At 72.8% G+C, this 26,546-nt stretch carries 23 protein-coding genes and 1 pseudogene; 13 read left to right on the top strand and 11 right to left on the bottom strand.

Translation table 11 applies throughout. The features are described from left to right. Positions 1–112: 112 nt before the first annotated feature. The gene (locus BIV23_RS12795) at positions 113–511 is read right to left on the bottom strand and encodes a BlaI/MecI/CopY family transcriptional regulator (protein WP_071380932.1); all 399 of its coding nucleotides are present in this window, start codon (positions 509–511) and stop codon (positions 113–115) included. A gap of 238 nt (positions 512–749) precedes the next feature. Between BIV23_RS12795 and BIV23_RS51755 the strand changes: the two are divergent. Together BIV23_RS51755 and BIV23_RS12790 are read left to right on the top strand one after the other, a co-directional pair. Next, positions 750–854, top strand: a pseudogene (locus tag BIV23_RS51755) (ATP-binding protein); the annotation flags it as partial. 266 nt (positions 855–1,120) lie between these two features. Continuing rightward, positions 1,121–3,226: a protein kinase domain-containing protein gene (locus BIV23_RS12790; protein ID WP_071380931.1), complete on the top strand. Its 2,106-nt coding sequence runs from the start codon at positions 1,121–1,123 to the stop codon at positions 3,224–3,226. A gap of 124 nt (positions 3,227–3,350) precedes the next feature. On the opposite strand, the gene BIV23_RS12785 is transcribed toward BIV23_RS12790, so the two are convergent. Continuing rightward, on the bottom strand, positions 3,351–5,324 hold the full coding sequence (locus BIV23_RS12785) for a heavy metal translocating P-type ATPase (RefSeq protein WP_071380930.1): 1,974 nt from the start codon (positions 5,322–5,324) through the stop codon (positions 3,351–3,353). A gap of 126 nt (positions 5,325–5,450) precedes the next feature. Here BIV23_RS12785 and BIV23_RS12780 point away from each other — a divergent pair, with 126 nt between their 5' ends. From BIV23_RS12780 to BIV23_RS12760, 5 genes are all read left to right on the top strand, one after another. Next, complete coding sequence (locus BIV23_RS12780; protein WP_071380929.1) at positions 5,451–5,855, top strand: ArsR/SmtB family transcription factor; 405 nt, start codon at positions 5,451–5,453, stop codon at positions 5,853–5,855. Between the two features lie 631 nt (positions 5,856–6,486). Then, entirely contained in the window at positions 6,487–6,762 is a 276-nt protein-coding gene (locus BIV23_RS48515) for a hypothetical protein (protein ID WP_071380928.1), read from the top strand. Between the two features lie 169 nt (positions 6,763–6,931). Beyond that, the gene (locus BIV23_RS12770) at positions 6,932–8,749 is read left to right on the top strand and encodes a glycoside hydrolase family 15 protein (protein ID WP_071380938.1); all 1,818 of its coding nucleotides are present in this window, start codon (positions 6,932–6,934) and stop codon (positions 8,747–8,749) included. Positions 8,750–8,876: 127 nt separating this feature from the next. Further along, positions 8,877–9,818, top strand: coding sequence for a M48 family metalloprotease (locus tag BIV23_RS12765; RefSeq protein WP_071380927.1), 942 nt, complete (start codon positions 8,877–8,879; stop codon positions 9,816–9,818). Between the two features lie 72 nt (positions 9,819–9,890). After that, on the top strand, positions 9,891–10,805 hold the full coding sequence (locus tag BIV23_RS12760) for an amidohydrolase family protein (protein ID WP_071380926.1): 915 nt from the start codon (positions 9,891–9,893) through the stop codon (positions 10,803–10,805). Between the two features lie 28 nt (positions 10,806–10,833). On the opposite strand, the gene BIV23_RS12755 is transcribed toward BIV23_RS12760, so the two are convergent. Beyond that, the gene (locus BIV23_RS12755) at positions 10,834–11,643 is read right to left on the bottom strand and encodes a TrmB family transcriptional regulator (protein WP_071380925.1); all 810 of its coding nucleotides are present in this window, start codon (positions 11,641–11,643) and stop codon (positions 10,834–10,836) included. Between the two features lie 274 nt (positions 11,644–11,917). On the opposite strand from BIV23_RS12755, the gene BIV23_RS12750 reads away from it, so the two are divergent. Beyond that, a complete protein-coding gene (locus tag BIV23_RS12750) occupies positions 11,918–13,180 on the top strand; it encodes a S53 family peptidase (protein WP_245790504.1) in 1,263 nt (420 codons plus the stop codon). A 186-nt stretch (positions 13,181–13,366) separates the two neighbouring features. Here BIV23_RS12750 and BIV23_RS12745 read toward each other — a convergent pair whose 3' ends face one another. Both BIV23_RS12745 and BIV23_RS12740 read right to left on the bottom strand, forming a co-directional pair. Then, positions 13,367–14,458, bottom strand: a complete 1,092-nt coding sequence (locus BIV23_RS12745) for a sugar ABC transporter substrate-binding protein (RefSeq protein WP_071380924.1) — start codon at positions 14,456–14,458, stop codon at positions 13,367–13,369. A 132-nt stretch (positions 14,459–14,590) separates the two neighbouring features. Then, the gene (locus BIV23_RS12740; RefSeq protein WP_071380923.1) at positions 14,591–15,292 is read right to left on the bottom strand and encodes a peroxiredoxin-like family protein; all 702 of its coding nucleotides are present in this window, start codon (positions 15,290–15,292) and stop codon (positions 14,591–14,593) included. Between the two features lie 132 nt (positions 15,293–15,424). Here BIV23_RS12740 and BIV23_RS12735 point away from each other — a divergent pair, with 132 nt between their 5' ends. Together BIV23_RS12735 and BIV23_RS12730 are read left to right on the top strand one after the other, a co-directional pair. After that, positions 15,425–16,021 carry a TetR/AcrR family transcriptional regulator gene (locus tag BIV23_RS12735; RefSeq protein ID WP_071380922.1) on the top strand — a complete coding sequence of 199 codons (597 nt, stop codon included), beginning with the start codon at positions 15,425–15,427 and terminating at the stop codon, positions 16,019–16,021. Positions 16,022–16,085: 64 nt separating this feature from the next. Then, on the top strand, positions 16,086–17,321 hold the full coding sequence (locus BIV23_RS12730; protein WP_071380921.1) for a glycosyltransferase: 1,236 nt from the start codon (positions 16,086–16,088) through the stop codon (positions 17,319–17,321). 72 nt (positions 17,322–17,393) lie between these two features. Here BIV23_RS12730 and BIV23_RS12725 read toward each other — a convergent pair whose 3' ends face one another. Then, complete coding sequence (locus BIV23_RS12725) at positions 17,394–18,722, bottom strand: C1 family peptidase (protein WP_071380920.1); 1,329 nt, start codon at positions 18,720–18,722, stop codon at positions 17,394–17,396. Between the two features lie 168 nt (positions 18,723–18,890). Here BIV23_RS12725 and BIV23_RS12720 point away from each other — a divergent pair, with 168 nt between their 5' ends. After that, entirely contained in the window at positions 18,891–21,200 is a 2,310-nt protein-coding gene (locus BIV23_RS12720) for an FdhF/YdeP family oxidoreductase (RefSeq protein ID WP_071380919.1), read from the top strand. Between the two features lie 61 nt (positions 21,201–21,261). On the opposite strand, the gene BIV23_RS12715 is transcribed toward BIV23_RS12720, so the two are convergent. After that, positions 21,262–22,038 carry a VOC family protein gene (locus BIV23_RS12715; protein WP_071380918.1) on the bottom strand — a complete coding sequence of 259 codons (777 nt, stop codon included), beginning with the start codon at positions 22,036–22,038 and terminating at the stop codon, positions 21,262–21,264. A 292-nt stretch (positions 22,039–22,330) separates the two neighbouring features. On the opposite strand from BIV23_RS12715, the gene BIV23_RS46115 reads away from it, so the two are divergent. Together BIV23_RS46115 and BIV23_RS12700 are read left to right on the top strand one after the other, a co-directional pair. Continuing rightward, positions 22,331–23,209, top strand: a complete 879-nt coding sequence (locus BIV23_RS46115; RefSeq protein WP_079173113.1) for an SCO2400 family protein — start codon at positions 22,331–22,333, stop codon at positions 23,207–23,209. A gap of 63 nt (positions 23,210–23,272) precedes the next feature. Then, a complete protein-coding gene (locus BIV23_RS12700; protein WP_071380915.1) occupies positions 23,273–23,782 on the top strand; it encodes a hypothetical protein in 510 nt (169 codons plus the stop codon). A gap of 32 nt (positions 23,783–23,814) precedes the next feature. Here BIV23_RS12700 and BIV23_RS12695 read toward each other — a convergent pair whose 3' ends face one another. The 4 genes from BIV23_RS12695 to BIV23_RS51750 form a co-directional block, all read right to left on the bottom strand. Beyond that, positions 23,815–24,249, bottom strand: a complete 435-nt coding sequence (locus tag BIV23_RS12695) for an HD domain-containing protein (RefSeq protein ID WP_079173118.1) — start codon at positions 24,247–24,249, stop codon at positions 23,815–23,817. Positions 24,250–24,403: 154 nt separating this feature from the next. Then, the gene (locus BIV23_RS12690) at positions 24,404–24,946 is read right to left on the bottom strand and encodes an NUDIX hydrolase (protein WP_071380913.1); all 543 of its coding nucleotides are present in this window, start codon (positions 24,944–24,946) and stop codon (positions 24,404–24,406) included. 5 nt (positions 24,947–24,951) lie between these two features. After that, a complete protein-coding gene (locus BIV23_RS12685; RefSeq protein ID WP_071380912.1) occupies positions 24,952–26,073 on the bottom strand; it encodes an adenosylhomocysteinase in 1,122 nt (373 codons plus the stop codon). A gap of 52 nt (positions 26,074–26,125) precedes the next feature. Beyond that, positions 26,126–26,359: a hypothetical protein gene (locus BIV23_RS51750; protein ID WP_245790502.1), complete on the bottom strand. Its 234-nt coding sequence runs from the start codon at positions 26,357–26,359 to the stop codon at positions 26,126–26,128. Positions 26,360–26,546 lie beyond the last annotated feature (187 nt).

Genomic DNA, 26,546 nt, shown 5'->3' with positions numbered 1-26,546 from the left:
GTGGCCGGACTCGGCAGCCTCGCCTACCTCACGCTGGCGTGAGGGCCGTCCGGGCGCCGAACCGGTCACCGCGCAGGCACGCGCGCTCCGGCGGCACGGGCCAGAACACGCCTCACCCCCTCAGGGGGCCGTCACCGTGCAGCAGTTGCTCCAGCAGCCGCTCGTCCTCCGCCGACAGATCCGACACGAACCGGGCCAGCACCACCGCGCGGTCCCCACCGTCGTCGAGCAGCGAGTGCATTCCGGCCGCGGCCATCCCCGGCCGGTCGTCCACGGGCGTGTAGACGTAACTGCGCCCCTCACGCCGCCGGGTCACCAGCCCCTTGTCGCACAGCCGCGTCAGGATGGTCAGCACGGTGGTGTGGGCCGTGTCGTCGTCCCCCAGGTTCTCGTGCACCACCACTGCCGTCGCCGGCCCGCCGGCCGCCCACAGGGCGGCCAGCACCTGCCCTTCCAGCTCTCCCCGCGCACGGCGCCGGGACCCCTTCGGGCCGTCAGTACCGCCGGTCATCCGGCACCCCCTCTGTCTGCTGCAGCAAGCTCTGTCTTCGCCCCGTTCAAGCTACTACGAGACGTAGAAGAACAGCCACGGCGTGCTCTCGGACGATTTCCCGTCACCCGCTGCAGAGAGAAACCCCAGGTCGACGGCCTGGGGTTGCTGTCGCCCGGTCGCTTGCGCGGATCCGGGCGAAGACCGACCGTCCGGTCGCCGAGAACCAGAAGAAGGCCCCCTCAGCGCCGACGGCACCTCGATCGTCGTACGCGACCACGGCCCGGGCTCTCCACCCGACCTGCTCGCCGAAGGCCCGCAACGCTTCCGCACCGGCGCCGCCGAGCGCGGCCCGGGCCACGGCCCCTGACGCACCGTCGGCCCGCCGGTACGGCTGACCGGCGGCGGGCGTCGGGACGGCTACCAGGAGAGGGCGTCCTCCGCGTTGTCCTGCGGGACAACTCCGGGCTGTCTGCCGATTCCGACCTGCACAGACGCCGCCCTCCCGGGACGCCGGACGGAGTGGCGGACGGTGGTGGCGGCTGCCGGGAGCGCCGTCTCCGGCCCCTCGTCCCAAGGGCCTACTCTGATCCGCGTGAGGCAGGCAGGCGCTGGGAAGGACGATCCGCGATGACGCCCCTGAGCACCGGGGACCCGGAGTCCATAGGCGGGTACACCCTGCTCGGCCGGCTCGGGGCGGGCGGCATGGGAGTCGTCTATCTGGGAGTCTCCGCCTCGGGACGGCAGGTCGCGGTCAAGCTCGCGCACGGGCCGTACGCCGAGGAGGAGGAGTTCCGGACGCGCTTCCGGCAGGAGGTCGCGGCAGCGCGCAGAGTGAGCGGCGCCTTCACCGCGCCTGTCGTGGACGCCGACCCGGACGCCGTCCGGCCATGGATGGCGACGCTCTACGTGCCGGGGCGCAACCTCGCCGAAGTCGTGGAGCAGGACGGCCCGTTGAGCCGACCCCAACTGCGCGCGCTGGGGCTGGGGCTCACCGAGGCGCTGCGCGACATCCACCGGGCGGGCCTGGTGCACCGGGACCTCAAGCCGCGCAACGTCCTGATGACCGAGGACGGGCCGCGCGTCATCGACTTCGGCATATCGCGCGCCGCCGACAACCAGAGCCTCACCACGACCGGGCGGATGATCGGCACCCCGCCCTTCATGTCGCCGGAACAACTGGCCGCTCCCCGAGACGTCACCGCGGCCTCGGACGTGTTCGCGCTGGGGTCGCTGCTGGTGTTCGCGGCGGTCGGCACGGGACCGTTCGACGCCGACAGCCCGTACATAACGGGCTATCAGGTGGTGCACGGGACCCCCGACCTCGACGGGGTGCCCGAAGCACTCCTGGGCATCGTCGAGCGCTGCCTGGACAAGGACCCGGCCGCACGGCCGGACGTGACGGACATCCACCGCATGCTCCAGGCCCTGCCGGAGTCCGACGTCGCCGGGTCCCCGACGACCGGGCAGCCCGCGCCCCCGAGGGCCGGGCAGTCCGGGAACCCCCGGCGCCGCCGGGCGCGGATGCTGCTCACCGGCCTCGGCGCGGCGCTGGCCGTCGCGGGACTGTGTGCCGGAGCGGGTGTCCTCCTGTCCGCCCCGGACACCACCACCGCCTCCAGGGCCGCCGCCACGGCCACCACCCGTGCCGCGTCACTGCCCGCCGGCTGGCGGCCGTGGCGCACGGCGCTGCGGTACGACGTGAAGGGTGTCCCCCTCGACTACGGCAGCCCCGGATGCCTGGCGGAGGGAAGCGCCCTGTTCTGCGGCGGTACGGGTTTCACGGTCGCCAGGGTCGACGCGGCCTCCGGCCGCACCCTGTGGCGGAGCGGCACCCGCCCCCAGGGCGCGCAGCCGATCGGCGTTCGCGACGGGCTGGTCTACGTGTACGAGGATCCGGACGACAGGACCAGGCGCGTGGTGGCCCTCGACGCCGCCACCGGGCACCGGCGGTGGCAGCGCGACATCGACAAGGCCGCGGACGCCGTCCTGTACGACGGCGGGTTGCTGACCCTGTCCCCCGACGCCTCGTCGTTCGTGGCCTACGGGCCTTCCGGCAAGGAACTGTGGCGGGCGCCCGCGCCGGACGGACACTGCACTCCGTCGGCGCTGGGAGGCGCCCCCTATGCCCTGTGCTCGAAGGGCACCGAGCCCGGCCGGGCCCCGGTCGAGCTGATGAAGCCCGGCCCCGGAAGCCCGACCGCGACCGCCACACTGCCCAGGAAGGCGGAGGCGCTCGGCGCCGTCGGCGGGCAGCCCCTGTTCCTCGCCCCCCAGACCGCGAAGGACGTGTACGAAGCCGGGTACGAACGGCCGTACAACGCGCTGCTGCGGGTGGCCCCGACCGGGCAGGTCACCCGGATACCGCTGGCACGTCCGCTGACCGGCGCGGCCACCCTGGTGGACGGCGTCGTCTACTTCGTCCGCTCCGACGGGTCGGTCACCGCGGTGTCGGCGGACAGCGGCAGACAGCTGTGGCAGAAGGTGACGGACGTGGAGAGCCTGTCCGCGCCCGCGGTGTCGACGACGTACCAGCAAGTCTACTTCGCCAACCGCTTCGGCCGTCTGCTGGCACTGGACAGCCGCACCGGAGCCGAGGTCTGGAGCACCTCCGCACTGGACGACCCCGGGGACAAGGCGCAGGACTATCCGCCGCGCCTGCTGCTCGTCCGGGACGCGATCGTGGCGACGGCCGGCGACACGGCCTTCTCCCGGAGCCCGCAGGGTCCCACCTGACCGTCCGCGGACCGTGGATCCGGGGGGGGCGTCGCCCCGCCCGAACTCCACACAGCCCGGCCAGGAGTGCTGACCGTCGCGGCGGGCGCGGGCGAGCCCGAGCGGGGCCCGCGGGTGTGACGGCTCACTGCCCGCTCCCCGTACGGGCGCGGCGCCATGCTCCGTCCGCCAGCAGGCGCAGGCCGTTGAGGCCGACGATGACGGTGGAGCCCTCGTGGCCGGCGACACCGAGCGGCAGTGGGAGGGTGCCGGCGAGGTCCCAGATCACCAGGCCGGTGATGAAGACCGCGGCGATGACCAGGTTCTGCGCCACCAGGCGGCGCGCCCGCCGGGACAGGCCGACGACGGTGGGGACGGCGGCGAGTTCGTCGCGGACGACGACGGCGTCGGCGGTCTCCAGGGCGAGGTCGGATCCGGCCCGGCCCATGGCGACACCGGTGTGGGCGGCGGCGAGTGCGGGGGCGTCGTTGACGCCGTCGCCGACCACGAGGACCCTGCGTCCGGCGCGTTCCAGGTCCTGGACGGCGCTGACCTTGTCCTGCGGGAGGAGACCGGCGCGCACGTCCGTGATGCCGACCTCGTCGGCGAGGCGGGCGGCGGCGCGTGGGTTGTCGCCGGTGACGAGCAGCGGTGTGGTGCCGGCGAGGGCGGTCAGCGCGGTGACGGTGGCGGCGGCGCCCTCGCGGAGCCGGTCGGCGATGCCCAGCACTCCCACGGGGGTGCCGTCGAGGGTGACGAGGACGGCGGTACGGCCCTCGTTCTCCAGCCGTTCGGCCACGGCGGCGGCGGGGTGGGATCCGCCGTCGAGAAGCCGGGCGGGGCTGCCGACCGCGACCGTCCTGCCGTCGACGGTGGCGGTGACGCCGGTGCCGGGGGCGGAGGTGAAGTCCCGCACCGGCGGAATGTCCAGATCCCGGGTGCGGGCGGCGTCCACGACGGCGCGGGCCAGCGGGTGCTCGCTGGGGTGCTCGGCCGCCGCAGCGAGCCGCAGCACCTCGTCCTGCGAAAGCCCGGAGGCGGCCAGGGAGCGGATGTCCGTCACCCGCGGGGTGCCCTCGGTCAGCGTGCCGGTCTTGTCCAGCGCCACCGCGTCCACCTGCCCCAGCCGCTCCATCACGACGGCCGACTTCACCAGTACGCCGTGGCGGCCCGCGTTGGCGATGGCGGACAGCAGCGGCGGCATGGTGGCCAGCACCACCGCGCACGGCGAAGCCACGATCATGAACGTCATCGCGCGCAGCAGCGTGGGCCGCAACGCCGCGCCGCAGAGAAGGGGAAGCACGAAGAGCGCGACGGTGGCGGCCACCATGCCGATCGAGTACCGCTGCTCGACCTTCTCGATGAACAGCTGGGTCGGGGCCTTGGTCTCGGAAGCCTCCTCGACCATGGCGACGATCCGGGCGATCACCGAGTCCGCGGGATCCCGCTCGACCTTCACCCGCAGCGCGCCGGTGCCGTTCAGGGTGCCGGCGAACACCTCGTCCCCGGCCTCCTTCGCCACCGGCAGCGGCTCACCGGTGATCGTGGCCTGGTCCACCTCGCTCGCCCCGTCGAGCACCCGGCCGTCGGCGCCGACCCGCTCCCCGGGCCGTACGAGAATCACGTCGCCCACCGCGAGCCGATCGGTGGGCACGGTCTGCTCGCTGCCGTCGTCGGCCAGCCGGGTCGCGGTGGCCGGTGCCAGGTCGAGCAGGCCGCGCACGGAGTCGGCGGTACGGGCGGTGGCGACGGCCTCCAGCGCGCCCGAGGTCGCGAAGATGACGATCAGCAGCGCGCCGTCCAGGACCTGCCCGATCACCGCCGCCCCGAGCGCGGCGACCACCATCAGCAGATCCACGTCCAGGGTCTTCTCCCGCAGCGCCTGCAGGCCGGCCCAGCCCGGCTCCCAGCCGCCGGTGACGTAGACGGCCGCGAACAGCGGGCCCCACGCCCACGCCGGCGCCCCCGTCAGGTACAGCGGCAGCGCGAGCAGGAACAGGACCAGCGCCGCGGCAGCCCAGCGAGCCTCGGGCAGGGCGAGGATCCGGGTGCGCCGGCGGGGCGCCACGGGCCGGCGTTCGACGCCGGGCAGCGCCTCGTGGGTGAGAGCGGAAGACATCGGCACAGGGTCCTTCACGGCAGGCAGGGGAAGGCGGGCAGAGCACGACCCGACCGCTCACCACCGTAGCAGGAATGAATGAAGAGACATTCATGTGTTCAGAAGTGGTGCCGCTAGCATGGGCTCATGGGTCATGGAGCCGCACCGCCAGCAGGACGCGTCCCGCGCAGCCGCCTGGACGCGGTCAGCGCCGCCAAGGTCGCCACCACCCTCCAGGCGCTGGCCACCCCCTCGCGGCTGCTCATCCTCGCCCGGCTGCGCGAAGGCCCCCTGCCCGCGACGGAGTTGGCCACCGAGGTCGGCATGGAGCAGTCCGCCTGCTCCCACCAGCTGCGCCTGCTGCGCAACCTCGGCCTCGTCGTCGGCACCCGCAAGGGCCGCTCGGTCGTGTACTCGCTCTACGACAACCACGTGGCCGAACTGATCGACCAGGCCATCTACCACGTCGAGCATCTCCGCCTCGGCATCACCGACGCCCCCGCCAGGACGCTCGCCGAGGTACCGGGGTCCGCCACCGAGACCGCCCTCTGAGCCCGTAGCGGCGCCTACGCCCCACGTACCGGTCGTGGAGCCACCCCGTGGCCGGCGCCGCGACGGCGTCCACCGCCGTCGCCGCCGCGCAGAGCACCGGCACCCAGGCGGGGGACAGCGGGTGGCGCGTCCGCGGCAACCGCGCGTCCAGGCCGAAGACAAGTCCGGTGATCGGGCGGGCGCCCTCGTCGGCCGATTCGCGCCCACCGTGTCCCCTCCGGTCCGGCCTCCCGACGCGTCTCGTCACCCGGCCGGCGCACTCGGGCCGAACGGGCCCCGCCGGCCGCACGCGGGGCGGACACCCGCCCTCGTCCACGTACGGCCAGGTGGACTCCGGCGAGTGCGACGATCAGGACCGCGACGGGTCCCCCGAACAGAGGTCTCCCGTCGTTACCGGGGCGAGGGGGCCGTTCGGGGGAGTCGCGGCAGTGGCGCCACCAGGAATGCGGCGGGTGGCCCATACACCGGAGCGTTACGGAGATATCCGCGCTTTGTCACGCGAATCCTGTCGTCGATCCGGTCCCGTGCCGGCGGGCCACAGTGGGGGGCCTCGGCGCAGAGCCGGGAATCTCGGATGGCACGCCCGGCCCCGGCCAGGGGCCGGTGTGCACGAATGTGAGGTGACAGATTCATGTCTGTTTCTCGGACGACGATCCGCCTGATCGCCACCTGTCTGGCGTCGGGCGCCCTCATCGGCGCGGCCGCCATGCCGGCCCTGGCCGCCGGGGGCGGGCACGACCGCGACCACGGAAGGAGCTACTCGCACAGCCGCAGGGGCGGCCACGACCACGGCGGCCGCTTCGAGGGCCGGGGCTGGGACCGGGGCCGGCACCACGGGCGGCACGACGACCGGTACCGGGGCCACGACCGGTACCGGGACCACGACCGGTACCTCGGCCGTCGCTAGCCCGCCTCGCCGGAGGGCCGAGGACCGATCCATGCGGTCTTCGGCCCTCCGGCCGTGTTCCGCGCCGTACGGCGGTCACGCGCCCTCGTCCGTCCCGCATGCCGTGCGTGGCGGCCTCGTCGCACCGGGCGGACAGTGGAACCAGGAGCGTCGGGGAATCGAGATGATCATGGATCGCTACCCGCCCATCGCCGATCACGGCCTCGTCGGTGATCTCCAGACCGCTGCTCTGGTGTCGTCCCAGGGGGTGGTCGACTGGTTCGCGGCTCCACGGTTCGACTCGCCCAGTGTCTTCGCCTCCCTGCTCGACCACGACCGCGGCGGCTACTTCCTGTTCGCCCCGGAGAGCCGGAACACCACCTGCAAGCAGCTCTACTACCCCGACACCGCGGTCCTGGTGACGCGGTTCATGTCGCCCGACGGAGTCGGCGAGGTCTTCGACTGCATGCCGCCGGACCGCACCGGCACCCCCACCGACCGGCATGTGCTGATACGCGGCGTGCGGGCGGTCCGTGGCACGGTCCGCTTCGCCCTGGAGTGCCGTCCGCGCTTCGACTACGGCAGAGCCGCCCACCGTCTCGACCTGCGCGACGGCACCGCCACGTTCCGGGCACCGCACGCCGACGCCTGGCTGCAGAGCACCTTCCCCCTGCGACAGGACGGCACGGACGTGCGGGGGGAGGTGACCCTGCGGACGGACGAGGTGGCCGCGGCGGTGTTCACCGTCGGCGGGCCCGCCGGCGATCCCCCGCCGCCGGTCACCGCGGACCGGGTGCTGGAACGGTTCTGGGAGGTGGTGGACTTCTGGCAGGACTGGGTGCGCTCCTCGCGGTACCGCGGCCGGTGGCCGGGGGTGGTGCACCGCTCGGCCATCACGCTCAAGCTGCTCACCTACGCGCCCACCGGTGCGCCCGTCGCCGCCGCGACCATGGGGCTGCCCGAGCAGATCGGGGGTGAACGCAACTGGGACTACCGCTACACCTGGGTCCGCGACGGCTCCCTGTCCGTGCGCGCGCTGCTGGACCTGGGGTTCGCCGAGGAGGCGGCGCGGTTCACGCGCTGGCTGGGGGACCGCCTGCAGGCCCGGGAGGGCGTCGACGGCGAGCCGCTGCAGATCATGTACCGCGTCGACGGGGACCCCGAGGTGCCGGAAGAGGTGCTCTCGCACCTCGAGGGCTATCGGGGCTCGTATCCGGTACGGCTGGGGAACGCGGCGGCCGACCAGTTGCAGCTGGACATCTACGGCGAGGCGCTCTACGCCCTGTCCGAGGGGCGCGAGGTCACGGCGGGAGGCAGCTACCACGGTTGGAAGAACGTCGCGCGCACGCTGGACTGGCTCGCCGACTCCTGGGACCGCCCCGACGAGGGCATCTGGGAGACCCGTGGCGGGCGCCGGGACTTCACCTTCAGCCGGGTGATGGCCTGGGTGGCCCTCGACCGGGGGCTGCGTATGGCGCGGGAGCACAGCCGCCCGGCGGACGCCCCTCGGTGGACCGCGGCCCGCGACGCGATCCTCGAACAGGTGATGGAGCGTGGCTGGAACGCGCGGGAGCAGGCCCTCGTCCAGCACTACGGGAGCGACGTCCTCGACGCCTCGCTGCTGCTCGTCCCGCGCGTCGGGTTCCTCGCGCCCAGGACGCTGAGCTGGCTGTCGACCCTGGACGCGATGGAGCGCACGCTGGTGTCGGACAGCCTCGTCTACCGCTACGACCCCGCGGCCTCGCCGGACGGTCTGCGGGGCTCCGAAGGCACCTTCAGTCTCTGCACCTTCCTCTACGTGGACGCCCTCGCCCGCGCCGGGCGGATCCGTCCGGCGCGCTACGCCTTCGAGAAGATGCAGACCTACGCCAACCACGTCGGCCTGTTCGCCGAGGAGATCGGCCCCAGCGGCGAGCAGTTGGGCAACTTCCCGCAGGCGTTCACGCATCTGTCGCTGATCATGGCCGCCACCACCCTGGACGACGCCCTCGACCAGCAGCGCGTCTGAGCGCCGCGCCCCGTACCGCTTCCGGCCTCGGCGCATCCGGAACGCAGCAGGCGTCACATCGGCCACTCGGGCACATGGCACACTCGGACGACGGCGGCACGGACGCGGCCGCAGAAGGAGAAGCGGAATGCACATCGCCGTCTATGTGCCGCTGCTGCTCTCGCTCGTCGGCCCGCTCGGCGCGCGCCCGCTGGCCGAGCGCTGCGAGCCCCGCCTCGCCACCTGGCTGCTCACGGCCTCGGCCCTCGTCCTCGGCACGGCGAGCACGATCTCCCTGGGCCTGCTGGCCGTGACCGGTCTGATCCGCGTCCCGCGCCTCGCGGCCCTGGGCCACTGGTCGGCCGCGACCGCGCGGCACGACGACCCCGCCGCGCTGTCCGTCGCGCTGCTCGCCGGTCTGCTGCTGGGCGGCGCCGTGCTCATGGCCGTCCGGATGCTGTGGCGACGGACCCGGTCGCTGGCCTCCGCCGCGTGGGACGCCGCCTGCATGCCCGCGCGCGACGGCCTGGTCGTCCTCCCCGACGACGCCCCCGACGCCTTCGCCCTGCCCGGACTGCCCGGCCGGGTCGTCGTCTCCACCGGCATGCTGCACGCCCTGGACGAGACCGAACACGACATCCTGCTCGCCCACGAACGCGCCCATCTGGCCGCCCACCACTACGCGTTCGTCACCCTCGCCCAGTTCGGCGCCGCCGCCAACCCGCTCCTGCGCCCCCTCGCCACGGCCGTCACCTACACGATCGAGCGCTGGGCCGACGAGAGCGCGGCCGCCCGGGCCGGCGACCGCAGGCGGGTCGCCCGTACGGTCGGCAAGGCGGCCCTCGCCGCGCGGCGCACCCCGGCTCCCGCCCGCGCCGCCGGTCCGGCCCTCGGCATCCTCGGCCGCCGCGGCCCGCTCGCCTCCGCGGGCCCGGTCCCCCGCCGCGTCGCCGCCCTCCTGGCCCCGCCGCTGCGACGCCACCCTGCCCTCACCGCGGCCACCGCGACCGTCCTGGCCGCCACGGCCCTCGCCACCGCCGAGGCCACCCACGACCTCCACCTCCTGCTCCGCACGGTCGGCGCCTGGTAGGGCCCGTAAGCCGGTGGCCGGCCGTCCCAAAGGGGTGGACCCGCCCCGCCGCCGCGGCCGATCGTGGGCGGTATGGACGATCACCGCGACGCACCCGCCACGCCCGCCGAGGCCGCTGAAGCCGCTGAAGTCCGTCGTTTCTGGGCCGGGCTCGGCCTTCCCGGCCTGGTCGACGTGCACACGCACTTCATGCCCGAGCGTGTCCTGCGCAAGGTCTGGGACTACTTCGACACGAACGGACCGCTGATCGGCGGGCTGGAGTGGCCCATCACCTACCGGACGCGGGAGGCCGAACGCGCCGCTCTGCTGCGGGAGTTCGGCCTCCGCGCCTTCACCGCGATGCTCTACCCGCACAAGCCCGGCATGGCCCGGTGGCTGAACGGCTGGGCGGCCGGCTTCGCCCGCCGCACCCCCGACTGTCTGCACACCGCGACCCTCTACCCCGAGCCGGGTGTCGAGACGTACGTCCGCGAGGCCGTCGAGGCGGGGGCGCGCGTGTTCAAGGCGCATGTGCAGGTGGGCGGTTACGACCCGGCCGACGAACTGCTCCGGCCGGCCTGGGGGCTGCTGGCCGAGGCGCGGATCCCCGTGGTCGTCCACTGCGGCTCCGGACCCGCGCCCGGCAAGCACACCGGTCCCGGGCCGATCGCCCGGGTGCTGGCGCGGCACCCGGGGCTGCGGCTGGTCGTCGCGCATCTGGGGATGCCCGAGTACGAGGAGTTCCTCGGCCTCGCCGAGCGGTACGACCAGGTGCGGCTGGACACGACGATGGCGTTCACCGACTTCACCGAGGGATTCCTGCCGTTCCCCCGCCGCGCGCTGCCCCGGCTCGCCGCGCTCGGCGACCGCGTCCTGCTCGGCTCCGACTTCCCGAACCTCCCCTACCCCTACGTCCACCAGCTCCATGCCCTGGAGCGCCTGGACCTGGGACGGCCGTGGCTGCGGGCCGTGTGCCACGACAACGCGGCACGGCTCTTCGGACTGTGAGCCGCACGCGGCACGGCACCCGCCCCGGTCAGGCGGGGACGTCGCCGGGTGCGGCGTCCTGCCACACCGTGTGGAAGGCCAGGCGCAGACAGGTCGCGAGGGCGGGGTGCTCGATGAACAGGGTGGTGGTGGATGCGGCGGCCACCGGGTCGGGCATGTCGCACAGGACGAGGGAGGCGTCGGCGATGACGAGCTTCAGCGGCAGGTCGGGGGCGAAGCGGGCCTCCTCCCCGGCGGCGGCGAAGCGCCGCACGTGCTCCATGGTCTCGGGGTCGTCCCGGGCGTCGTCGAGGTAGAGGGCGCGCACGGTGCCGCCCGACCGGTGGAGCCGACGCACCACCTCGATGCCCTCCGCGTTCTCGGCGGGGGCCACGAACGGCGGTTTGCAGAAGGTGAGCAGCTCGTGCCGGGCCTGCCGCTGGATGTCGGCGAAGCGCTCGGCGATCGCCTTCGGGTCGCGCAGGATCTCGATGTAGTCCAGCGGGTCGGTGTGCTCCCGGCCCTGGGTCCACAGCGGTTGCAGGACACCGGCCAGCCCCTGCGAGACCCGCTCCAGCCGGTCGACGGACTCCCGCTGCACGGCCATCAGCCGGGCGACGGCCAGTTCGGGCGTGACGGCGGAGTACGTGGCCACGCGCCCGGGATGGGCGGTCACCAACTGGCGCCGTACGAGCGCGTCCAGCACGTCGTACACGCGCTGGCGCGGCACGTCGGCCTCGCGGGCCGCCTCGGCGGCCGTGTAGGAACCACGCCTGATGAGCGCCAGGTAGACCCGTGCCTCGTACCGGGCCAGGCCCAGCGACATCAGGTCGTTGACCGTTGCATCTTCCAGCTCCATGGCTGCACAAGGTACCGGTCGCGGCCGAGGAGTTGAGGGCAAGGTTTTACCAACCGCCCCTGTTCTCTTCGGCAAATGTTCCATAACCTCGTCAACAGCCACCACTGACCGGGGTGGCACGACCGACAGCATGCCCGGAAGCGGGCTCCCCCACGGCACACCCCCAACGGAAAGCGCTTGTCATGCACTCGCCATCTCGCTGAGGCGAGTGCCCCCGCAGCGCCTCCGCCCGCCGTCGGGGAAGCCCATCCATCCCCCCACGGAGGGCAGTTCATTGCATTCGCATCGCAGAAGGAACCCGATACGCCGCGGCATACCCGCCCTGCTGGGCGCAGCAGCCCTGATCACCGGCGGTTTCGTCGCCTCGCAGTCGGCGGCCTTCGCGACCACGACCACCTCTTCCGCCACCGCGGCCGCCTCCGCCGCCACCACGGTGCACACCCACCGGCTCTGCTCGCAGCCGAGCAAGCCCGGCTACATGGCCTGTCAGGCGGAGGTCCGCACCGACCTGAAGACGCAGAAGTCGCTCGGCCGCCACGACACCCCCAAGGGCTTCGGACCGGCCGACCTCCAGGCCGCCTACAACCTGCCCAAGGACGGCGGCAAGGGCGCGACCGTCGCGATCGTCGACGCCAACGACGACCCGAACGCCGAGAAGGACCTGGCGGCCTACCGCTCCCAGTACGGCCTGCCGGAGTGCAGCACGAGCAACGGCTGCTTCAAGAAGATCGACCAGGACGGCGGCTCCAACTACCCGACACCCGACGCGGGTTGGGCGGGCGAGATCTCCCTCGACGTCGACATGGTCAGCGCCGCCTGCCCGCAGTGCCACATCCTGCTCGTCGAGGCCAAGTCCGCCAACATGGACGACCTCGGCGCGGCCGTGAACCAGGCCGTCAAGCAGGGCGCCAAGTACGTCTCCAACAGCTACGGCGGCGGCGAGGACGCCAGCGACACCAAGGCCGACGACCAGTACTTCAAGCACCCCGGCGTCGCCATCACCGTCAGCTCCGGCGACAGCGGCTACGGCGTCGAGTACCCGGCCGCCTCCCCATACGTGACCGCCGTCGGCGGCACCTCGCTCAAGAAGGACAGCAGCACCCGCGGCTGGTCCGAGTCGGTGTGGGGCACCTCCGCCGGCGGTGACGGGGCGGGCTCCGGCTGCTCGCAGTACGAGGCCAAGCCGTCCTGGCAGAAGGACACCGACTGCGCCAAGCGCGCCGTCGCCGACGTCGCCGCCGTCGCCGACCCGGCCACCGGTCTCGCCGTCTACGACACCTACCAGGCGAGCGGCTGGAACGTGTACGGCGGCACCAGCGCCTCCTCGCCGTTCATCGCCGGCGTCTACGCCCTCGCGGGCACCCCGGGCTCCGGTGACACCCCGGCGTCCTACCCCTACGCCCACCCGGACAAGCTGAACGACGTCACGAGCGGCGCCAACGGGTCCTGCTCGAACTACCTGTGCAAGGCGGGCACCGGCTACGACGGCCCGACCGGCCTCGGCACCCCGAACGGCGTCTCGGCCTTCACCAAGTGACACCCGAGAGCTGAGCATCGGCGAGAAGGGCCCGGCACACCACGTGCCGGGCCCTTCAGACCGGAGCCCGTTCCGGCGCAGCGCGGCGGAGCAGGAAGCCGCGGAAGCCCGCCCGATGCCCATGCCGACCGAGCGGCACAACGTCGAGCGAGCAGGCCGGAATCTCCCTGTTCCAGGGAGAGCAGGTCACTTCAGACCGATCGCGGCGCAGTCCGCCGCGTACGCCGGGGTGCAGATGTCCTTGACGGTGTAGACGCCGTCCGCGATCACGGTCTGCTTGATGTTGTCCCGCGTGAGGGCGACCACCGGCACGAGCCGCGCGGGGATGTTCCTCGTCGTCGAGCTGTCGACCGTGTCCCGGGTCAGCGCGTCGAACTGGATGTCCTTGCCCTTCACCTTGTCCACCGCCAGCTGCGCGGCGTCGGTCGCCTCGTCCAGGAACGACTTGTACACGGTCATGTACTGCGCGCCCGAGACGACCCGCTGCACCGCGTCCAGGTTCGCGTCCTGCCCGGTCACCGGCGGGACCTGCGTCGCGCCCGCCTCCTTCAGCGCGTCGATGACCGCGCCCGCCATGCCGTCGTTCGCCGAGTAGACGGCGGCGATGTTGCCCAGCCCCACCGACTGGATCGTCTTCTTCATGTTCGCCCTGGCCACCGCGGGCGACCACTTGTCGGTGTCGAACTGCCGGACGATGTCGACCTGGCCCTGGAGTTCACCGAGCGCGCCCTTCTTGAGCAGGGCCGTGTTCGGGTCGGCGGGGTCGCCGTTCATCATGACGACCTTGCTGCTCGCCGCCTTCGGTCCGAGCGCCTTGACGATGGCGCGGGCCTGGACCTGGCCGACGAGTTCGTTGTCGTGGGAGACGTACGCGTCGACCGGCCCCTGGGCGAGACGGTCGTACGCGATGACCGGTATTCCCGCGTCCTTGGCCTTCTGCACATCGGGTGCGACGGCCCTGGCGTCCAGCGCGTCCACCAGGATGACGTCGACCTTGCGCGCCACCATGTCCTGGAACTGCCGGCTCTGCGTGGCCGGGCTGGCCTCGGCGTTGGCGTAGACGACCTTGCCCTTGCCGTTCGTGAGGGTGGCGACCTCCTTCGCGATGATGGGGTGGTCGAACTTCTCGAAGCGCGCCGTCGCCGTGTCGGGCAGGAGCAGCCCCACCGTGATGTCGTCGCCCTTCGCCGAGGACGCGGAGCCGTCGCTCCCGCCGACGCCGAGGACGCCGCACGCGGTGAGGGTGAGGGCCGAGGCGGCGGCGGTCACGCCAACCACGAGACAGCGCGGGGGAGTTCTGTGGGGGGTCGGAGCGTTCACTGCAGGTGCCTTCCGGAATCAGGGAGCATCTGGGAACCCAGGTTTCGGAAGCAAACGCGGAACGCCGGTGAACGTCAAGACGTCAGGACATCACGATAGTTGAGCCGCACCGGAGTCGCCGACGCCACCGACGCCGTCGGCGAGGGAGTCGAGGGCGCCGAGGATGTCCGCCGGCTCGGCCCGCCTGGTGTAGTCGGTGTCCACGAAGGCCCAGCGGATGACGCCGTCGCGGTCGATGACGTACGTGGCGGGCAGCGGCAGGGTGCGCGCGTGGCCGCCGTTGACCCGCTGGAGGTCGAAGCCGAACGCGTCGTAGACGGCGGCCAGTTCGTCGGTCAGGTCGAAGGCGAGGCCGTAGCGCGCGGCGGTGTCCGAGCCGAGGTCGCTGAGCACGTCGAAGGCCAGCTCGTGCTTCTCGGCCAGGGTGAGGGACTCGTCGGGGATCTGCGGGGAGACGGCCACGAGGCGGGCGCCGCGCGCGGCGATGGCGTCGTGGTGCCGCTGGAGGGCGCGCAGGGCGAGGTTGCAGTACGGGCACCAGGCGCCGCGGTAGAAGGTCAGCACGACCGGCCCGGCGGCCAGCAGCTCGTCCAGGGCGACGGCCTGGCCGGTCGCGGCGGGCAGCGTGAAGCGGGGTGCGTCGGCGCCCGCGGACAGGGCGCGGCCGGCCTGCCCGGACGCGGCGAGGTCCCGGGCCGCGCGCTCCATGACCTCCCGGTGCTCGGCCGGGACCTGCGGGTAGCGGGACTCGAAGGAGGCGCGCAGGGCGCGCAGTTCGGCGTCGAGAGTCATGGTGGATGCCTTTCGTCCGGTGCCCGTCTCGGAAGATCTCGGAAGATCCAGGAACGTTCGTTCCAAGTTCCTTTCAGCCTAGCGGGCGACGGGCGTATCTTGGAACCCTCGTTTCAGGATGCTGAGGGAACCATGCCGGACATCAAGCACTTCGACCCGGACACGGCCCTGGACACGGTGGTACGGCTGTTCTGGCGCCAGGGCGTCGCCGCCACCGGGATCCAGGACGTCGTGACCGCGACCGGCCTCAACCGCTCCAGCCTGTACGCGACCTTCGGCGGCAAGCAGGACCTCTACCTCGCCGCGCTGCGGCGCTATGTCGAGACCCACTCCGCACCGGCGTTCCAGAGCCTTGCCGAGGACGGGCGGGGGCTGCCGGCCGTCGCCGCGTTCTTCGCCGGACTGATCGAGGTGCGCTGCTCGGGGCCGTACGCCCGGTGGGGCTGCATGGTCGTCAACGCGCACGCCGGCGCCGAGAACGGCGACGCGGAGGTCCGCCGCGTCCTCGACGCACACCATCACCGGCTGCGGGAGGCCCTGCTCGCCGCCCTGCGCACCGCGAGGACACGGGGACAGCTGTCCCCGAAGACCGATCTCGACGCCGCCGCCGAGCTGCTGGCCGTGCTCGCCTACGGGGTCAACCTGCGCTCCCGCGCCGGCGCCGACCCCGCCGACCTGCGCCGGACGGTGTCCGCGGCGCTGGCCTCCCTCGGCGCTGAGCCCGCCTGAGAGAACCTGAAGTGCGAGGCCGCGAGCCGCTTACACCCGCGCCCTCGGCGGGCAGAATCGAGGTATGCGGGTTCTCGTCGTCACCGCCGGTTCGCGGGGGGACGTCGCGCCGTTCACGGGGCTGGGGCGGCGGCTGCTCGCGGCGGGGCACGAGGTCGCCGTGGCCGCCCACGCTCCGTTCGCGGCGCTGGTCGAGGCGTGCGGTCTCGCCTGCCGGGCGCTGCCGGGGGATCCGCAGGAGCTGATCCGCTCCCGGGGCCGGACGGTCTCCCCGGCCGAGGCCCGGGCGGTGATGACGACGTTCCTGGACAACCTCGCCTCGGGCGTGGTGGACGCCGTGGCGGACGGTGCCGATCTGCTGCTGACCGCCTTCGGCCCGTCGGCGTTCAGCCGGGCGGCGGGAGAGGCGTTCGGCGTCCCGGTCCTCGGCACGTATCTCGCCCCGGCCTTCGCCACCAGGGAGTTCGCGCTGCCCGGCGCCGCGCCGGCCGACGCCGACCTGGGGCCGGAGGCCAACCTCGCGGCCGGCTGGGCGGTGCTCCGGCGCGGGGACCTGCTCTTCGCCGACGCCGCGTCCCGGCTGCGCGACCGCCTCGGCCTGCCCGCCGGACGGCCGTCGGCACCGGCCGGCCCGTCGGCGCCGCTCGCCCACCGCGGGCCGGTCCTGCACGGCTTCAGTCCGCTGGTGGTGCCGCGCCCCGCGGACTGGCCGTCCGGGGTCGGCGTGGCGGGCTACTGGTGGCCCGCCCGGCCCCGGGACTGGCGGCCGCCCGCCGAACTGGTCGACTTCCTCCAGGCCGGCCCGGCCCCGGTGTTCGTCGGCTTCGGCAGCATGGCGCCCGGGGAGGGCGAGCGGCTCGGCGACCTGGTGGCCGCCGCGGCGCGGCGGGCCGGGGTGCGCGCGGTGGTGCAGGCGGGGTGGGCCGGGCCGAGCGGAGCGGGCGACGACGTCCTGGCCGTCGGCGACCTCCCCCACGACTGGCTGTTCCCCCGCACGGCCGCCGTCGTCCACCACGCCGGGGCGGGCACCACCGGAGCCGGACTGCGGGCCGGGGTCCCGGCCGTAGCGGTTCCGTTCATGGCGGACCAGCCGTTCTGGGCGGCCCGCCTGCACCGGCTGGGCGTCGCCCCCCGGCCGCTGCCGTTCGCCGACCTCACCGCCGAGACCCTGGCCGCCGCGATCACGGCGGCCGCCGCCGAGGCCCTCCGCCGCCGCGCGGCGGCCATCGCCCGTCTGATGTCGACGGAGGACGGCGCGGGGACCGTCCTGACCCGCATCACCGAGGGCTTCGCCGCCTGACGTCCGGGGCCACGAACCTCAGGCCCCCGGGATCCTCAGGCCCCCGGGGCATCTCGGGCGGCCGGGGAGGCCTCAGTCGGCCAGGGCGCCCATCGGGTCCCAGGCGGGGAGCACGATCGGGGGTTCGTCCAGGGCGGCGGCCAGCCGCGGGGGCAGGGCGGAGCGGCGGGCCGCGATCTCGAAGACGTGCTCGTCGAACCACGAGTCGTTCATGGTCCAAAAGCCCCGGTCGGCCTTCTCCTCGCCCCAGCTGTTCTCCACCCGCCAGCGGCGCGGGGCGCCGTCCACCACGTCGACGCCGGTGAACAGCATCGCGTGGGTCATCTGAGTGTCGTGGTGCAGCAGCCGGTCGGCCTTGTCCATGGTGAAAGGGGCGTCGTAGACCGCCGCGTAGTCGAAGAGGGCCGCGTCCCAGACGCCCGCGTCCGAGCGCATCATCTTGGTCACGTCGCAGCCGAACCACACCGGCTCGCCGCCCGTGATCGACTCCATGGCCAGCCGCTTCAGCAGCTCCATCCCGACGTTGAGATAGACCACCGGCGGGCCGTCCACGACATTGCCCAGGTACTCGACGGTGAAGGTGCGGCCGACCGGGCTCGACGCACGCGGGTCGTGCACCAGGCAGACGTACTCCTCCAGCGGAAGCTCCACGTAGGAGGCGGCGAACTCGGCCGGGGTGAGCCAGCCGTCGCGGTGGAACGCCTTGTCCTTGTCCTCCCACTGCCACAGGAACCGCTGCGGCGGCGTGCCGAGGTGGATGCCGAGCACGCGGTGGACGGCGGCCAGCACCTCCCGCTTGTGCTCCCGCTGCGCCTCGGCCCCCTCGCCGGCCAGCCCGCGCAGATCACGGGCGCCCTGGCGGAGCAGGGTCTTCAGGGCCCGGTTCATCGCCCGGGTCGCGGAGGAGCTGTGGGTCTCCGGCATGGCCGACTTCGGCACCAGACCGTGCTTGGCGATCAGCGCCACGAACATGTTCCACTGTCCGCCGTCGCTGATCGGGTCCTCCAGCAGATGCGCGACCGTACGGTCGTCGACCTCCCGGTCCGAGGTCTCGATGACCGCCTCCAGGAAGTGGTTCGCCCGCTCGAACTTGTCCCACCAGAGCAGGTGGTTCTGGGAGAACTCGAAGTCCTTCACGCCCAGCTTCCGCGCGGCGCCGACCCGCAGCAGATTGAGCCCGGCGAACATCCAACAGCGGCCGCTCTGCTTCTGGTTGGTGACTTTCCAGTCGTCCAGGTGGTGGGAGACGGAGTGGTCGATGCCGGTCAGGATCCGCCGGTCCAGGGCGACGTCGTCCACCGACGTCTGGGTGACGGCGTTCTGCATCAGCCGGTTCACCGGCCGGGCGGCGAACTCCTTGTCGAAGGACTCGAGATGATCCGGTGTCAGGCTGCGGTCCATGCTCCTCACCGTCGCACGGCCGTTCACCCGCAGTCAACGGAACGTCGAACACCGGACGACAATACGTGACGACCATGATCGACACGTGAGGCGTGTCACACTTCACAGGGAGGGGAGCTACACCGGGAGGGAAGCGTCACCAGGAGGGGGAGAAGGAAGAAGGCGGTCATGGCGCAGCAGCCCCGGCGACGACCGGCCGACCCCGGTGGCACCCACGTCCCGGGTCCCGGGAGATCCAGCGTCGGCCTCCCCAGCATCACCGAGTCCGCGCGCTACGCGCTCACGGAGATGGGGCCGAGGCGCGGCCTGCTGACGCTGCTGTCGGTGAACCAGGCCGACGGCTTCGACTGCCCGAGCTGCGCCTGGGGCGAACCCGCCCCCGAGCACCGCAGGACGGCGGAGTTCTGCGAGAACGGCGTCAAGGCCGTCGCCTGGGAGGCGACGCGCAAGCGGGTCGACGCCGCCTTCTTCGCCGCGCACACCGTCACCGCGCTGCGCGAGCGGGACGGCCACTGGCTGGAGTCGCAGGGCCGGCTCGCCCAGCCGATGCACCTCGCCCCCGGCGCCACCCACTACACCCCCATCACCTGGGACGACGCCCTCGCGCTCACCGCCGCCCGGCTCCGCGAGCTGCCCGATCCGAACCGGGCCGTCTTCTACACCAGCGGCCGTACGAGCAACGAGGCGGCCTTCCTCTACCAGCTGCTGGCGCGCCGCCTCGGCACCAACAACCTGCCGGACTGCTCCAACATGTGCCACGAGTCGAGCGGCGCGGCCCTGAAGGAGACGCTCGGCGACGGCAAGGGCCTGATCGCGTACGACGACATCAGCGAACACGCCGACCTGATCATCGTCGTCGGCCAGAACCCGGGCACCTGCCACCCCCGCATGCTCACCGCGCTGGAGGCGGCCAAGCGGCGCGGCGCCCGCGTCATCGCCGCCAACCCGCTGCCCGAGGCCGGCTTCGGCCGCTTCCGCAACCCGCAGACCGCGCGCGGACTGCTCGGCACCGGCACCCGGCTCGCCGACCGCTGGCTCCCGGTGCGCGTCAACGGCGACCTCGCCCTGTTCGCGGGGCTGAACCGCGCCCTGACCGACCTGGAGGACGCCCGCCCCGGCACCGTCCTCGACCACGACTTCATCGACCGGTACTGCGAGGGCTTCGAGGCCGCCGTCGCCGCCTGGCGGGCCCTGGACTGGTCCCGGATCGAGGCGCTCAGCGGGTTGTCCCGCGCCCGCATCGAGGCCTGCGCGGCCGAGGTGCTCGGCGCGGACCGGGTGATCGTCTGCTGGGCGATGGGCCTGACCCAGCACCGCAACGCCGTGGCGACCATCCGGGAGATCGTCGACTTCCTGCTGCTGCGCGGCAACATCGGCCGCCCCGGCGCCGGACCCGCCCCCATCCGCGGGCACAGCAACGTCCAGGGCGACCGCACCATGGGCATCTGGGAGCGGATGCCGGACGCGTTCCTCGACCGGCTCGGCGACGAGTTCGGCTTCGACCCGCCCCGCGCCCACGGCCTGGACACCGTCGGCGCGATCAGAGCCATGCGCGACGGCGAGGTCGACGTCTTCGTCGGCCTCGGCGGCAACTTCGCCTCGGCCACTCCCGACACACAGGTCACCGAGGCCGCACTGGCCGACTGCGCCCTCACCGTGCACATCGCGACCAAGCTGAACCGGTCCCACCTCTGCCCCGGCACCGAGGCCCTGCTCCTGCCCTGCCTCGGCCGCACCGAGCGCGACCGGCAGACGTCCGGCGAACAGTTCGTCACCGTCGAGGACACCATGGCGATGGTGCACGCCTCGCGCGGCCGGCTCCTGCCCGGCTCCCCGTACCTGCGCAGCGAGGTCGCGATCGTCGCCGGCCTCGGCCTCGCGCTCTTCGGCGACGGCCTGGGCTGGCGGGCCATGCGCGACGACTACGCCGTCATCCGCCGTCACATCGAACACGTCGTCCCCGGCTTCCACGCCTTCGAGCAGCGCGTCCGGCAGCCCGGCGGTTTCATGCTGCCCCGCGCGCCCCGCGACTCCCGCACCTTCCCCACCGCCACCGGCAAGGCCCGCTTCACCGTCAACCCGCCGACGGCGGCCGACGTCCCGCCCGGCCATCTGCTGCTGACGACGGTGCGCTCGCACGACCAGTTCAACACCACCGTCTACGGCCTGGACGACCGCTACCGCGGTATCTCCGGCAGCCGCCGCGTCGTCTTCCTCAACCCCGACGACCTGGCCCAACTACACCTGCGCGACGGCGACTTGGTCGACCTGATCAGCGTCAACCCGGACGGCGAGCGCCGCGCCCCCGGCTTCCGCGCCGTCCGCTACCCGACCCCGCGCGGCTGCGCCGCCGCCTACTACCCCGAGACCAACGTCCTGGTCGCCCTGGACGCCACGGCCATCGCGAGCAACACCCCGGCCTCGAAGTCGATCGTCATCCGCGTCGAGCCCGCCGCCCACCGGGAGACCGGGCAGTGACCCAGTCGGACACAGGTCCCGTGAGCCCTCGGGCCCGTCCTCGCGCGCGGGGCGACAGGGCCTACCGCGCGGCCTGCCGCGGGTTCGGCTTCAGGACGGCGAAGACCGCGCCCGCCGGATCCGTCAGCCAGGCCACGCGGCCGACGTCGGGGATGTCCGACGGCGGCATCAGCACGGTGCCGCCGTTGTCCCGCACGGCCTCGGCGGCCGCGTCCGCGTCGGGCACCGCGAAGTACGGCACCCAGCGCGCCTCCTGGCCCTCCTGGAGCGGGGCCACGCCGCCGAAGGCGCCCTCCTGCTGGTCCCCGTCGGCGATGCTGAGCACGCGGTACGTCATGCCCGGCGCCGACATCTGAGCCGCACGCCAGCCGAAGAGCCGGTGGTAGAAGGCGAGGGCCGCCTCCGGGTCGGGGACGTGCAGTTCCACCCACACCAGCGTGTTGTCCTGCGACGCCCGCTGCAGCCCCGTACCGGACTGGATCACGGCGAACTCGGCGCCCTGGGGGTCGGTGAGCTGCGCCATGGAGGCCTCCCCCATGGTGATGGGCTCGACGCGCACCGCACCGCCCGCCGAGGTCACGGCGTCGACGGTGGCCCGGATGCCGTCGGTCCGGAAGTACGTCACCCAGGCGGGGTCCGCGCTCTCCTCGGTGAGCCGGCCGGCGGCGGCCACCGTCGCGCCGTCCTGCTGGAAGAAGCCGTAACCGCCGGTGTCGGGGCCGGCGGAGGTGAACTGCCAGCCGAAGACGGCGCCGTAGAAGGCGGCGGTCCGGTCGAGGTCGGGACTGCCGAGGTCGAGCCAGACGGGTGACCCGGTGCGGAAGTCTGTGCCGAGCATGCGTTTCCTCCTGCCGATCCGGTGCGGAGCCGCCCGCCACTATGCCCACCGTCGCGGCACGGGACGGCGCACCGACCGGGGCGGCCGACGGGTTTCACCCGGGTGCCGAGGGCCGGCGGCGGGCCGACCGTGACACATGCCATCGGCGAAGAATCTGCGCAGGAGTGGCACATCGGCTGCACACAGCGTTCCGAAAGGCTCGTTAGCGTGTGGGATCGCTCGATCCCCCGTACGAGCGTGACCAGGCCGTGGTCCCGGTGACCGACGGCGCAGTCAACCCAGGAAGACCGCAATGGACTACTGCTCCTCGTGCCGTCGGCACCTCAACGGCGCCCTGGTCTGTCCCGGGTGCGGCGCCTACGCCCCGGACATCGCCCCGCCCGGCACCGACGGGTACTCCACCGGCACCGCCGCTCCACACATTCCCTCCACGGCACCGGCACCGGCGCTCGACGACGCCCCCTGGTACGACGGCGTGCCGGCCGCCGACCCGGCGGAGTACGGCATCGAGGCCACGGCGGGTGCGGCCGACGTCACGGACGCACCCCGGGCCCCGCAGGGACGGGCGGCCCGGCGGCGGCAGCTGGCCCGCTGGAAGAAGAGCCAGCGCCGGGCCGTGGTGGCGACCGCCGTGGCACTCGTCGGGGGCGGTCTGGCCTTCTCCTCGATGGACCGCGGCTCCGGCGACCGCGCCCAGGCGGCCACCGCACCGGACAACCGCAGCATGGGCCTCGGCCAGGAACGACCCGCCTCGCCCACCCCGCCGGAGTCCTCGACACCGCCCCCGTCCACCGCACGCCACGCGGCACCCACCACCTCCGGTACGTCCACCGGGTCCACGGCCCGGACCCCGGCCGGGTACGGCTACGTACCCCAGCAGCAGTCCCACACCTCCGCGCCCCACACGGCGCGATCGGCGATCCGCCCGGACAGCGTCCCCACGACGCCCCGCCCGACGGGCACGTCGGCCCAGAGCACCGGAACCTCTACCAACTCCTCGACAGGAACAGGGAGTTCACCGGTCTCGACGTCGACCCCGGCCCCCGGCACGAGCACCGCCCCGAGCACCCCCTCGAACTCCTCAGGCTCCTCTTCCTCCTCTTCGTCCTCCTCCTCTTCCTCGTCCTCCGGCCAGCTCTGCCTGGTCGTGATCTGCCTGGGCGGATCCTGACCCCGCACCGGCCCTCCCGGTGATCGGCTGCGCTGCGCGTCCGACGACCGGGGGAGAGAGAACATGCTGATCAAGCGCATAACCATCGCCGGTACGGCACTGCTGCTGGCCGCCCTCACCGCGTGCGGCGGCGGCCACACGGGCACCGGGCAGGCGGCCGGGACAGGCGCCGCACCGACCCCGGTGCCGGTCACGGGCCTGCGGGACACCGTCCGCCACGTCACCCGGCAGACCACCCGGGCCACCCGGCCCCACCTGGTCAGGTCCTGCACCACGCGGACCCACCGGGTCCGCCACTCCGCCCGCTCCGGCACGGGCAGCAGGCGCCGCACCCGCACCTGGTACACCACCGATCGCCACCAGGACTGCCACACCGTGCGGCAGGGCACCGAGACCTACCGGCGCCAGATCCGCCCCGAGCGCTGGTGCGTCCGCCTCGACGACGTCAACGGCGACCGCAAGCGCGACGACGTCTGGTACGAGGTCGCCCACGTCGACTACGACACGGCCTCCACCGCCGCCGACCACACCCGCCTGCGCTTCGTCCCGCTCGTCCCGGACGACGGTTGCTGAACAGAGCGCTGGCTGCCGTGTCACAGCGGCGATCAGAGTTCCGGCTTCTCCTCGCGAGCGCGGTGCATCCACGCCAACGGACCGCGCCGCAAGGCCTCTTCGGCGAGCCGCTTGGCAGAAGCCGTCTTCAACGAGGCGAGGGAGGTGTCGACCCACGCTTGCGTGTGCCGGTTGCCCTGCTCACGGTATTCGACGGCCTGCAGGAGACATTCCAGCTTGTCCGCGTCCCGGGCACACACGGATTCCGCCGAATCCCGCGCCTCGTACTCGGCCACGGCGCTGCCCACGACATCGGCCAGTGGCCCTGGCAGCGCCGCCGTCTGGTCCCCAGTGACCTGACTGTCGTGGAAAAGCGCGAGAAACGCGGCGCGCTGCGGGTCGGCACCCTCCATGGCCGCGACGGCCGAGGCGATCACGGCAGTCCGATGGGAGTGATCGGCGATGCTCTCCGGGTCGAGCGGCGGCATGTAGGTCACGAAGATCCTCGTCCTGCGGGGTGCGAGCCGGGACCATCGGAACGTAGCACGGCTCTTCGGCCGACTACCGATGCCATCCGTCGAGAGAGGAGGCCGCCCCCGCGCGCGTCGGGGGTCGCAGGCGCAGGGGCGGCCGGTCTTGGGGTCAGCTCAGTGCTTGAGTGACGCGTTGCCTCAACATCTCGTCGTGGAGGGCGCCGACCGTTTGCCAGGCAGCGTCGGAGACTTCTTCAGTCTGTAGCTCGCCGATGTCGGCGGTGGTGCGGAAGAGGAACCGGAAGTCGAAGTGCTGGTGGGCGGACTCGTCCTTGGCGGGGTTGGCGTCGATGGGGTGGGTGTCGATGTGGAGCGGGATCTCACCGTGCGGGGTGACGACGTGGGGCGGAATGCCGGTCTCCTCGGCGAGTTCGCGGCCGGCGGCCTGCAGGAGCGTGTTGTCGGAGGGCTCCAGGTGTCCCCCGGGCAACAACCACTTCTGGGTCGCGTTATGGAGAATGTGCAGGATGCGACCGTCGGGGCCGACGAGGATGGCGCCTGCGGTGACGTGGACGGGCAGGGTCTTGCGGCTGGCGAGGTCGTCGCCGTCGTCCAAGAGGCCCAGGAGGACATCGAGTTCGCGCTTGTCTTCAGGGTGTTCGTTGAGGTAGACGGCGATGGTGCTGCGGATGTGGTCGGCTGTGATGGGCATGGTGATCACCTGTTGAAGTAGGAGAGCCAGGTTGCCGCGATGGCTTCGCGGTCGGGTGCGGGGACCTCATGGATGCCGGGGGCGAGGTCTCCACGGGTGAGCATCCTGATCGCGGCGAGGATCTCGGCCTGGACCAGGAAGATGAACGGCCCAACGCTGGCGCCGTGGATGAAGTTGACGGCGTTGCCGCCGTTCGCCAGATAGAAGTAGTGGCCGGTGGTCTGGTAGCGGGTGACGTGATCGCCGACCTGGGTGCGGGTGTAGACGTCGGGGAGTCCGGCAAGGTCGAGTTCGTCCTCGCTGGAAGTGACGGTGGCGACGTAGGCGCCGTTGCGCAGGTGGGAGAAGTCCTCGCCGCGCAGGGAGACGGCGCCGGTCGCACAGAGCACCAGCCCGGCCCCGGTCAGGGCGGCTTCACGGTCGCGGGCGACGGTGAAGCCCTGGGAGAGGGCCTGGGTGCGGCGGACGGGGTCGATGTCGAAGACGGTGACCTGGACGCCCTTGGCGTGCAGGAGGCGGGCGATCGAGGAGCCGAGTTTACCGAAGCCGATCACCAGGGCGGGGCGCCCGTGGAGGATGTCGCCGCGGTCGCGCATGACGGCCTCGGTGGAGAAGACGACGGACTGGCCGACGAGGAAGTCCTCGGGGTCCTTCAGCGGCGAGCGGGCGACGGAGATGATAGGGGAGGGCAGTTTGTCGAGGTCCTCGTAGCGGCGGTGTCCGTTCTCGGTGTCCTCGATCACCCCGGCGATCCGTCCGGTAAAGCGGCTGTAGACGTCGGCGAGGCTGGGGGCGAAGTAGCCGCCGACGTCCAGCAGGGTGACCGTCTGGTCGGCGGCCCGGGATTCGAGGTAGTCCAGAGCGTCGTCGGCCTGGGCGAACATCTCACGGGTGAGGGTGTCAACCATGTGCGTCTGCTCGACCTCGCGCTTCGCGGCCGGGTGGACGGACTTCGGCTTGGGCAGCACCGCGGTGAGCCGGGTCATCGCGGCGACCGCGCGGACGAACGCGGGACGCTCGGCCAGCAGGTGCGTGATCAGTAACGACGCCGTCCGCTCATCGGGGGCGAACTGGGTGGCGATCCGAGCGAAGTAGGCGTCCAGCCGGGCGCGTTCGAAGGTTTCCATGGCAGTTCCCTCTCATCCGTTCCGTCCGGGGGCCGTGCGAGGAGATCTGGGTTCAGCGGGTGCGGCCGCGTCCGAACAGCAGCCGGTCGGCTGCGAGCGCGGCATCCAGGTATGCGTCGAGGCGGGCGGCGTCGGCGGACTGTGGCAGTGGGTCCAGCCCGAGCAGGAGGATTGCCTCGCTGTTGCGAGCAACCAGCTCGGTCCAGGACCGGCAGGTGGGCAGCCGCAGCCGCCGGAGGCGCCGGGGAAGTGCACCAGCACTTGGCCCCCGACGATCTGCAGGCATCGCTCCAGCTCCGGGACGACCTCCCGGGCGCCGGCCAGGTCACCGAGGTTGGCGGACAGCCGTCGCATCCGGGTCTCGGCCGTCTCGGCGGTGCCCGAGCCAGTCAGGGCCGGGGTGTGGGCGATCAAGATGTGCGCGATCTCGCGGCCGTCCGGGCGGGTGCCGGGCCAGGTCCAGGCGGCGAGCG

This window comes from Streptomyces monashensis, from assembly GCF_001866665.1.
Taxonomy (GTDB): Bacteria; Actinomycetota; Actinomycetes; order Streptomycetales; family Streptomycetaceae; genus Streptomyces; species Streptomyces monashensis.
This window is presented reverse-complemented; position numbering and strand designations above follow the sequence as displayed.